The following is a 9,683-nucleotide window of genomic DNA, read 5'->3' as shown; positions in this document are numbered from 1 at the left end:
ATGGTCGCCAGTGCGCCCTCGTACTCGTCGGTCGGTGTCGCCGATATCGTGGGCGCGCCACAGAGCCCGATCCCGTCCTGTACGACGACGTAGCCGCCGACGATCGCCAGCGGCAGCCCCACCGCGATCAGGACGACGCCGAAAAAGGGCGCGGCGTAGGTCAACACCAGCGACTCCGAGGCCGCCGTGGGCTCGAGCGGCCCCGTCTCGTCGGTAGCCGGAGGCTCCGGTCCACTGCCCGTCGACTCGTCGTCCGAACTCATCCGTCGTCCCCCGTCGACGGACGGCGCTGGCGGCCGCCCAGAACGGCGATCGTCCCGGCCAGCCCCAGCCCGTAGATCCAGTGAGCGACGATCACGAACAGGACGTACGTCACCAGCTCGAGTCCCGACTGGCCGGTGTAAAACGCCAGGGCGAACCCCGAGGCGATGACCGTCGCGTACCACAGCCCCGTCACCAGCGTCAACTCGCCGGGCAGGTACTCGCCCAAGGAGAGAAAGAGCAGGGGCCAGACCGTCATCCCACCGGCGAGAAACAGGCCGTAGCCGAGCGCGAGGTTCGCCGGCAGCCCGACGAACGTCGCCAGCGTTGCGAACGCCTCGAGATCGAACGCCCCCAAGGCTACCGCGACGAGGAGGACGACCGTCAACGCTATCGTGCCGACGAAGCCGCCGGCCGCACCCGTCCCGGCGTCGCTTGCCACCCGCTTTGCCACCGGGACGATCCGACCGTACAGCGACGGTGGACGCTCCCCCTGCGCGGGGACGTACGACGGCCGGACCTCCTCGGGTTCGCTGGGCGGGATGCCGCGCTCGCGCTCGAGGCGATCCTCGAACCACTGCCACTCGGGAGTGAACTGCTCGGTCGCTTTCAGTTCCCACGGGTCCGCCGTCTCGACGGGCGTTCCCTGGAAGTACGACCAGAGCATGTTGTATAGCCACATGAGGACGCTGATTCCGATGATGAACGCCCCGACGGTCGCGACGACCTGCAGCCCCGAATAGCTCGGCGGATAGGTCGCGTAGCGTCGGGGCAACTCGAGGAAGCCAAGCGCCATCAGTGTCATGAACGTGACCCGCGGAGCCGACGACCAAAAGCGACGACTGGAAGATCGCGAGCCGCCGGTCGTACATCCGGCCGGTGAGCAGGGGATACCAGTAGTAGCTTGCGGCGAACATCATGAGCGGGATGATCCCCATGAGGATGAGATGGAAGTGACCGACGACGTAGTAGTAGGTGCCGTGATAGACCACGTCGATCGGGATCACAGCGAGGAAGATGCCAGTGACGCCGCCGACGATGAATAGCCCGATCGAGCCGACACAGAGGATCGTGGGTGCTGCCAGTCTGACGTCACCGTTCCACATCGTCGTGATCCAGTTGAAGACCTTGATCGCGCTGGGGACGGCGATGGCGATCGACGTCGCCATGAAACTCGCCCGGACTCGAGGGTCGACGCCGGTGACGAACATGTGGTGTGCCCAGACGCCGAACGAGAGGACGCCGATAGCGATCGTCGAGTAGACGATGAACTTGAACCCGAACAGTTTTCGCCCGACGAACTTCGGCAAGATCAGACTCATCAGCCCGGTCGCCGGGAGGAAGATGATGTACACCTCCGGATGACCCCAGAACCAGAATAGGTGCTGCCAGAGGATCGGTCCCCCGCCCTCGACCGCGAAGAACGTCGTCCCGAGGTTGCGATCGAACAGCAACATGAGCAATGCGGTGCCAAGCAGCGGGAACGCGAAGATGATGATCGCGCTCGTAACGAGAATGTTCCACGAAAAGATATCGAGGTTCGCCCACCCGATCGACTCGTCGCGCTCGTAGACGACCGTCGTGATGAAGTTGAGCGCGCCGATCGTGGTCGCGATCCCGCTCAGGTGCAGCCCCAACAGGAGGAAGTTCGTCTGCGGATTCGGTGCCAGCGACAGGGGCGGATACACCGTCCACCCGATCGCCGGCTCCTTGAACGCGAGCAAGACCGACAGTCGGTCCGCCGGGACCACGACCGCAAGTATCGCTCCCGTGACCTCGGCGATGATGCCGAACCGAGCGAGCAACAACGACGGCGGTAACAGCCAGAACCCGACGGCGTTGAGCCGCGGAAACGCCATGTCGTCGGCCCCGATCAACAGCGGCAGGAAGTAGTTCCCGATCCCGAAGAACACCGGCGTCACGAAGAAGATCAACATCGTGAGCCCGTGCATCGTGAACAGCTCGTTGTACGTCCCCTCCGTCCAGAGCGTCGCCTCGGGCGTCAGCAGATGCGTCCGGATCATCATCCCGTCGATCCCGCCCCAGATCGCCGCGACGGTCCCGAACGCGATGTAAAGCAGCCCGATCTCACGATGGTTCGTCGTCGTCGTCCACCGAACGGCCGCCGCCTTCGCGTCGGCCAGCGAAAGCCGTCGCCGCCGCTCCCGAGCGTACCCGCCGTCCGTCGATGGCTCCGCTCGCCACCGCCGGGCGAGCGCGACCGTCAAGAGACAGCCGACGAGGACGAGCCCGAACAGCGAGACTTCGGCGAGCGCGCGGTTCATCGCCGCCGGTCACCCCCGATCGCTCGAGCGCGTCGCTCTCGGCCGCACATGGCGATGGGCTCACCATCGGCTCAAATAAATATGGCCCGGCGTTTCCCTGACTGTCACCGCCCGTGACACGCCGTTTGGGAGTATCCGCTGCTTACGACCACCCCACGCTCGTGACAGTTCACCGAATCACGAAGGCCGTATATTCCGCCGGTCGTCGAATCCCCGCCCATGGGTCACCGTCGACGCACGCTCGCCGCGCTCGTCGTCGCGGCGCTCTCGGCGCTTCTCGCGATCGGTCCGGTCGCCGCTCAGTCCGAAAACAGCGACCTCATCGACGGCCTCGAGTATCAACTACTCTATGTCGCCCTGCCGCTCACTCTCTTCGTCCTCCTGATCCTCGTCTACGCGGCCGTCAAGTTTCCACGACAACGACGACCCCGAACCGACCACCGAGGACCCCGCCCTCGAGATCACCTGGACCGTCGCGACCGCGCTCATCCTCCTGTTCGTCGGCCTCTCGGGCTACAGCGTCCTCGTCAACCCCTACGTCTCCCCCTCGCAGGCCCTCGAGGGCGAAGACACCAGCCAGGAGGGGTTCGACTCGTTCGCGGACCTCCCCGAAAACGACGACGAGGAGATCCACGTCCGGGGCTACCAGTGGGAGTGGCAGGCCACCTACCCAGAGGCAAACGTCACGACCGAGTCCGAAATCGTGATCCCCGCCGACGAGGACGTCACGTTCTGGCTCACCAGCGACGACGTCATCCACTCGCTTTTCGTCCCCGATCTGGGCGTCAAACAGGACGCCTTCCCGGGAGACTACACTCGCGCCCGCACGATCGTCTCCGAACCCGGCCGTTACGACGCCGTCTGTGCCGAGTTCTGCGGGGCTGGCCACTCCCGAATGGACGGCTCCATCGTCGTCGTCGAGCGTGACACCTACGATCAGTGGCTCGCGGAGAACGAGGGTACTGTCACGGCTGCGCCCGATCCCGACTGAGACTCTCTTCGTGTGGGGGACCGAGCTACAAGAGTTAAACGGCCCACGCGCATAGGTCCGGTGCGTGCCTTCAGTCCCCGTCAGAGCAGACCCGTTTCGGGTGCGATGACAGCACGGCGAACCCGGGCACGCGACATCCGTCTACTGGAGGACTCCTCGAGTCCTTCCGCCCGGCACGAGGGTTAGCCAGCCGACGCGGCACGCCGCCACGGGATGAGGCTGGACGTTAGTGTTCCGGGCGACATTTTACTGCGACTGAGAGACCTCTCTACGAATTCTACTGGAAAGAACGACCACGTGAGCGGGCGGGAATGGGGTTTTCTCGGACGCCCATCCCAAGAGATAGCGTCACTATTCGATTATAGCGGCGATCGAAGAGCGGAATCCAGACTCAGCTCCGTATAAATACAGAAAACCCCGACAACCACTGGAGTGCAGTGGCTGTTCGGGGCTGAAAGTGAAAGTGAGTATGAATGGAGGCGGCGAATCGGGGTTCCCAGAGGGTCGCCCACTCCAGTACTGACCGAAACGCAGGCGGCGAGCTTATCTTCCGTGTTCGGGATGGGTACGGGAGGCACCTCGCCGCTATGGCCGCCGTAACGCCGACTCACGGAATCGAACCGTGATCATTCCAATATCGGTGGTGTGTCAAGACCGAGTGTACGTGTAGTCCAGTTTGCGTCCGGACCCGTTCGCGCGTCACGGATCCAATGCGATGTAGTATGAGTGTGTGGCTTGGCCGATTAGTTCTCGCGGGCTCAACACCTCGTTGCCTTGGTGCGTACACCCCGAGTCTATCGATCTCGTCTTCTACGAGTGGCCTCCGTGGTATCTCTTTTTCAGGTGGGTTTCGAGCTTAGATGCGTTCAGCTCTTACCCCGTGGTGCGTCGCTGCCCAGCGCGTGCCCTTTCGGACAGCTGGTACACGAGTGGCACCCAATCGTAGTTCCTCTCGTACTATACGATCGTTCCCGTCAGATACCGTTACACCCCCAATAGATAGCAGCCGACCTGTCTCACGACGGTCTAAACCCAGCTCACGACCTCCTTTAATAGGCGAACAACCTCACCCTTGCCCGCTTCTGCACGGGCAGGATGGAGGGAACCGACATCGAGGTAGCAAGCCACCCGGTCGATATGTGCTCTTGCGGGTGACGACTCTGTTATCCCTAAGGTAGCTTTTCTGTCAGCAATTGGCCGCATCAAGCAGCCTAATTGGTTCGCTAGACCACGCTTTCGCGTCAGCGTCCGTCGTTGTGCCGGACACTGTCAGACTTCCGTTTGCTCTTGCGCGCTCTGTTCCGCGTCTCCGACGCGGATGAGGAAATCTTGGGGCGCGCCCGATATCTTTTCAGGCGCGTACCGCCCCAGTCAAACTGCCCGGCTACCAGTGTCCTCCGCCAGGAGTGAGAGTCGCAGTCACCATCGGGTAGTATTTCAATGCTGGCTCGGTGGCCCGCTAGCGCGGGTACCTGTGTACCGCCTCCTACCTATGCTGCACAATGGCGACCACGTCTCAGTGACAGCCTGCAGTAAAGCTCTATAGGGTCTTCGCTTCCCCTTGGGGGTCTCCAGACTCCGCACTGGAACGTACAGTTCACCGGGCCCAACGTTGGGACAGTGGCGCTCTCGTTGATCCATTCATGCAAGCCGCTACTGAAGCGGCAAGGTACTACGCTACCTTAAGAGGGTCATAGTTACCCCCGCCGTTAACAGGTCCTTCGTCCCCTTGTACGGGGTGTTCAGATACCTGCACTGGGCAGGATTCAGTGACCGTACGAGTCCTTGCGGATTTGCGGTCACCTATGTTGTTACTAGACAGTCGGAGCGCCCGAGTCACTGCGACCTGCCCCATTGCAGGGCAGGCATCCCTTATTGCGAACGTACGGGACTAACTTGCCGAATTCCCTAACGTCGGTTGCTCCCGACAGACCTTGGCTTTCGCCGCCACGAGTACCTGTGTCGGATCTCGGTACGGACAGTGTGTTCGCCTTTTCACGGGCTCTAGGTTGACCTCTTGCGCTATCCTACCATTCGGTCGCTTCGTGCCATTACGGCTTCCACGAACTTCGATAGTTCGACCGGGCGAAAGCCCGGCAGAGGCGGCCCCAAAGCGTTGGCTTTGAGTACACACTGGCATAGGAATATTAACCTATTTCCCTGTTGTCAGCTTCGACTTACGGGCTGACTTAGGACCGGCTAACCCTCAGCTGATCAGCATTGCTGAGGAACCCTTACTCGTTCGGCCGTCGGGGTTTAACCCGACTAACGCTGCTACTATGACCAGGATTTTCGTTACTGAACGGTCCACACGACTTCTCAGCCGTGCTTCCACCCGAACAGAACGCCAACCTACGAGATCACCAGTCTAAGTGGTGCTGCTAGGTCTCGGTGGTAGACTTGAGCCCCGATCATTTTGGGCGCCTCAAACCTCGGCCGGTAAGCTGTTACGCTTTTCTTAGAGGGTAGCTGCTTCTAAGCTCACCTCCCGGCTGTCTAGGGCTTGAGACCACCTTCGATCGCACTTAGTCTACACTTGGGGACCTTAACCCAGCTCTGGGTTGTCTCCCTCACGGTACACAGGCTTACCCCGTGCACCGGACTCCCTGCGTCGAGCGGCGTTCGTAGGTTCGGAGTTGGACAGGGGGGCACACTCCTCTCGGAGTGCGGTCCCCCAATCCGTCGCTCTACCCCACGAACTACCTCGGCAGAGGTGATGCTTCGACATCTTTCGGTTGGAACCAGCTGTTTCCGGACTCGATGGGCCTTTCACCCCTAGACGTAGGTCACGAGAGGGTATTGTAGGACACCAACTCTAACAGGCCTCCACGTGCCTTTCGGCACGCTTCGCCTTGCCCACGCCTAGATCGTCCGGTTTCGGGTCGTGCCCGTTTGACTCCCCGCGCTTGAACACGGCGGCCCTCGTGCAACGCACTGCGGCCATGTCGGTTTCCCTTCGCCTTCCCCGATGATCGGGTTAGACTCGTCAAACAGGCACACTCCCTGGTTCGTTTTTCAAAACGTACGACAGAACACCGGCTTCCCAAACTTCTTACTACAGGTTCGCACCTGATTCATTTTCGTCCGGGACCTTTGTGTGCCCTGTCGCTCCATCGCCAACTGATTTTCACGCCCTATTGCACCTCCCTTCGTGGGGTGCTTTTCAGCGTTCGCTCACGCTACTTGTTCGCTATCGGTCTTGAGGAGTGTTTAGTCTTCGCGGTCGATGCCCGCGATATTCACGAGGGATATCCAACCCCCGATACTCTGGAACTGACTCGTTCCTTACTTGCCGACGGTACGGGACTGTCACCCTGTCTCGTGCTCTATTCCAAGAGACTTCGCGTCGCCGTTCGGGAAGTGATCGTCAGTCCGACACCACATTGCCCGTGAGGGCTTCGGTTTGGACTGTGTCGCGTTCTTTCGCCAATACTAACGACATCGCGTTTGCTTTCTTTTCCTGTCGGTACTAAGATGTTTCAATTCCCGACGTTCCCCATTGCGCGAAGCAATTGCGGTGGGGGATTCCCATTCGGAGATCCTATGTTCTTCGCCTCCGTGCGGCTCCCATAGGCTTATCGCAGCTTGGCACGTCCTTCGTCAGCTCTCAAGCCGAGCGATCCCACCAGCTGGCACAGTAGCCACGTTCATCGGATCGGCGTTTGCGACAGAGTCGCAACATCGTGACCCGGGGAACGGGTCCAGTGGACGCCTGGACTACACGTACACACGGTCTCATCTGCACGCCGGTAGACGGCCGGCCTGCATTGACCCTTCCCACCCACGCTTGCGCGGGGTGGTGCATCGGTTCGTTCGGATTAGACCGAAATCGTCTGCCCCACTTAAGGGGCACGATTCGGTCCAACCCGAGCCATGGACCCACAGGGATTCGAACCCTGGGCATCCTCCTTGCAAAGGAGGCACTCTACCACTGAGCTATGGGCCCACGTCCGCCACAAAGGCGGACAGCGGGAGTAGGTGTTAGCCTTGGTAGTTCAAAGGTGCCCGATCGGCCACGACGTGGGTCGATCGAACGTGGACTGCGTGGCGCTACGCGCCACGACTTTTGGGCCGGGGCGACGCCCCGGTCCCGGTCTGTGGAGGTGATCCAGCCGCAGATTCCCCTACGGCTACCTTGTTACGACTTAAGCCCCCTTGCGGAGCCCAGATTCGACCGGCGTTGCGTCGGCCTCATCCGGACCCCACTCGGGTGCTTTGACGGGCGGTGTGTGCAAGGAGCAGGGACGTATTCACCGCGCCCTTCTGAGGCGCGATTACTACCGAATCCAGCTTCATGAGGGCGAGTTTCAGCCCTCAATCCGAACTACGACCGAGTTTCGGAGATTAGCGCCCCCTCTCGGGGTTGCATCCCACTGTCTCGGCCATTGTAGCCCGCGTGTCGCCCAGCACATTCGGGGCATACTGACCTACCGTTGCCCGTTCCTTCCTCCAGTTTGGCACTGGCAGTCCTCCTAATGTACCCAACCACCGCTAGGTGTTGCTGGCAATTAGGAGTGCGGGTCTCGCTCGTTGCCTGACTTAACAGGACGCCTCACGGTACGAGCTGACGGCGGCCATGCACCTCCTCTCAATGGCTCCGGTAAGGTCATCAACCTGACCTTCACTGCACATTGTCGATGCTGGTGAGATGTCCGGCGTTGAGTCCAATTAAACCGCAGGCTCCTCCGGTTGTAGTGCTCCCCCGCCAATTCCTTTAAGTTTCATCCTTGCGGACGTACTTCCCAGGCGGTCTGCTTCGCGGCTTCCCTGCGGCACAGCACAGGCTCGTAGCCTGTGCCACACCTAGCAGACATCGTTTACAGCTCGGACTACCCGGGTATCTAATCCGGTTCGTGACCCGAGCTTTCGTCCCTCACCGTCGGATCCGTCTTCCAGAGGCGCTTTCGCCACCGGTGGTCCGTCCAGGATTACGGGATTTCACTCCTACCCCGGACGTACCCCTCTGGTCTTCCGGTCCCAAGCCGTGCAGTTTCCACCGGACGCCCGCGCGTTGAGCGCGCGGATTTCCCGATGGACTTGCACGGCCAGCTACGGACGCTTTAGGCCCAATAATAGCGGTCATCACTCGTGCTGCCGGTATTACCGCGGCGGCTGGCACCGGTCTTGCCCAGCACTTATTCCGCGACCTCCTTACGGTCGCAAAAAGCGAGGACTATATGCCCTCGCACTTGGAGTCCCCCTATCGCACTCGCGTGCAGTGTAAAGGTTTCGCGCCTGCTGCGCCCCGTAGGGCCCGGTATCTTGTCTCAGATACCGTCTCCGGGCTCTTGCTCTCACAACCCGTACCGATTATGGGCACGGTGGGCCGTTACCCCACCGTCTACCTAATCGGCCGCAGCCACATCCTATGGCGCCGGAGCGTTTCGGATTCACACCACTCCAGGTCGTGAATCGTATCCCGAATTAGCCTCAGTTTCCCGAGGTTATTCGGATCCATAGGGTAGTTTGGCCACGTGTTACTGAGCTATCTGCTACGAGTCTGAACTCGTGCAACTAGCATGGCTAAATCGGACTCCAATAGCAATGACCTCCGGCAGGATCAACCGGAATGCTATTTGATCTCCCCAGTTGGGGAGGGTCTGTTGGCGGTGAATGTTGGTACACACTCACACATGGGTCCACGTTCGCTGACGCCGGTCGTGTGACCGATCGGGCGTCACCGAACTACCAAGGCTAACATCAGATCCCATCTGTACGGCGGACCGCAGGGGTGGAATCCTCATTTCCTTCGGACGTATTCGTACACCGTCTGGGGTACATAACCCCTTCGGGTTCGAACTATCCGAGATGACGGACCGAGTTGAACGGCCCGTCGATCACGTCGTCTTTTGCATTCACATCCGAATGCCCTCGAGCATATAAGGGCGTCGGATCGCACCCGCACCGGAAAACACGGCCGGCGAGGGGTGTACGATCACGACTGAACGCCCGGACACGTATAAGGGCCCCGGACTGTCACGGCCGGTTCCCGGACGTGACCACGTCCTCGGTGGAGCCCTCGAGTGTCAATAAGGCCGTCGGAACGAACCGACGAAATTCGAGAGCAGATGTGCAGTTCCTCCGTGCCGGGTGACGGCCGAAGGACGCGACGGCGAGCGCCGCGTTGTTCGCATTACAATCGAGTG

1 protein-coding gene, 1 tRNA gene, 3 rRNA genes and 3 pseudogenes are annotated in these 9,683 nt (G+C 60.8%); 1 reads left to right on the top strand and 7 read right to left on the bottom strand.

The genetic code is table 11. The features are described 5' to 3' along the window. The 3 genes and pseudogenes from A6E15_RS17490 to A6E15_RS21490 form a co-directional block, all read right to left on the bottom strand. Positions 1-263, bottom strand: a pseudogene (locus A6E15_RS17490) (hypothetical protein); the annotation flags it as partial. Beyond that, positions 260-2,546: pseudogene (locus A6E15_RS17485) on the bottom strand (DUF6789 family protein). The pseudogenes A6E15_RS17490 and A6E15_RS17485, both read right to left, overlap by 4 nt. A gap of 177 nt (positions 2,547-2,723) precedes the next feature. Beyond that, entirely contained in the window at positions 2,724-2,888 is a 165-nt protein-coding gene (locus tag A6E15_RS21490) for a hypothetical protein (RefSeq protein WP_245800605.1), read from the bottom strand. Between A6E15_RS21490 and coxB the strand changes: the two are divergent. Next, positions 2,829-3,537, top strand: a pseudogene (coxB, locus tag A6E15_RS17480) (cytochrome c oxidase subunit II). The gene A6E15_RS21490 and the pseudogene coxB overlap by 60 nt on opposite strands. Before the next feature lie 474 nt (positions 3,538-4,011). Here the strand turns inward: coxB and rrf are convergent. From rrf to A6E15_RS17460, 4 genes are all read right to left on the bottom strand, one after another. Then, a 5S ribosomal RNA gene (rrf, locus tag A6E15_RS17475) occupies positions 4,012-4,136 on the bottom strand. Positions 4,137-4,262: 126 nt separating this feature from the next. Continuing rightward, positions 4,263-7,187: ribosomal RNA gene (locus tag A6E15_RS17470) — 23S ribosomal RNA — on the bottom strand. Between the two features lie 224 nt (positions 7,188-7,411). After that, positions 7,412-7,483, bottom strand: a tRNA-Ala gene (locus A6E15_RS17465). Positions 7,484-7,635: 152 nt separating this feature from the next. Next, positions 7,636-9,108, bottom strand: a 16S ribosomal RNA gene (locus A6E15_RS17460). The 16S, 23S and 5S rRNA genes sit together here with 1 tRNA gene alongside, the layout of an rRNA operon. Positions 9,109-9,683: the final 575 nt, after the last annotated feature.

This window comes from Natrinema saccharevitans (assembly GCF_001953745.1).
Taxonomy (GTDB): Archaea; Halobacteriota; Halobacteria; order Halobacteriales; family Natrialbaceae; genus Natrinema; species Natrinema saccharevitans.
This window is presented reverse-complemented; position numbering and strand designations above follow the sequence as displayed.